The organism is Treponema sp. R8-4-B8 (genome assembly GCF_054786175.1).
This window is the reverse complement of sequence record NZ_BDHE01000227.1, coordinates 1-643: the sequence shown is the minus strand read 5'-3', so window position 1 is coordinate 643 and position 643 is coordinate 1. Positions and strand designations below refer to the sequence as shown.

The 643-nt window shown below is 53.2% G+C and carries 2 protein-coding genes; one reads left to right on the top strand and one right to left on the bottom strand.

Annotated features, from left to right (window positions below; translation table 11 throughout):
• Positions 1-78: 78 nt before the first annotated feature.
• Complete coding sequence (locus ACYVRA_RS08060; RefSeq protein ID WP_461252216.1) at positions 79-225, bottom strand: hypothetical protein; 147 nt, start codon at positions 223-225, stop codon at positions 79-81.
• Between the two features lie 37 nt (positions 226-262).
• Here ACYVRA_RS08060 and ACYVRA_RS08055 point away from each other — a divergent pair, with 37 nt between their 5' ends.
• Positions 263-484: a hypothetical protein gene (locus tag ACYVRA_RS08055; RefSeq protein WP_461252215.1), complete on the top strand. Its 222-nt coding sequence runs from the start codon at positions 263-265 to the stop codon at positions 482-484.
• Positions 485-643: the final 159 nt, after the last annotated feature.

The window sequence follows — 643 nt, the reverse complement described above, 5'->3', positions numbered from 1 at the left end:
CCAGCCCCATAGGGGCGCTGAGCATGTACACAAAGTACGTAAGCGCCGTAATCCCCACCAACGGTCTCTTATACACATCTAGATGTGTATAGGAGACAGCTGTTTTCCTATCGCTATTATTTGATTGTCGTCCACCGCGCCGCTGCGGTCATATATGTGCGCTTTGACTATCCGGTCCAGCACGTCCTGATCGCGGGTTACCGCTATGAAGCGCCCGTCGTTCACGAAGGCCTCTTGGATTTTGGTGACAAGAACTTTGAGGGTGTTGCGTTTCTGGGCCGGCTCGTCTCCTACGGCTGCGACCGCGACCTTGAGCTTAGGCGCTTGCTGGGCGGAAACGGCGGAGCACGACAATAGCAGCGCGGCTATAAAAAAAGTCAGCTTTTTCACCGAAAAAACCTTTCTTTGCGATATGGCAGGCAATCAAAAATCAAGAACGGTTCCCGCGGCGCGGAAGCCGCAACGCCGGAGCCTTCCTGTATAAAACTACCTTGGTAATATAGCTGTCTCTTATACACATCTAGATGTGTATAAGAGACAGCTACCAAAGAGAGCCGGGCGCGCCGAACCTGATAGTGACATCCGGCGCGGGAACATGGGGGCCGTCTATGAGGATAGGGACTGATTGCGAGGTTGTCAGCAT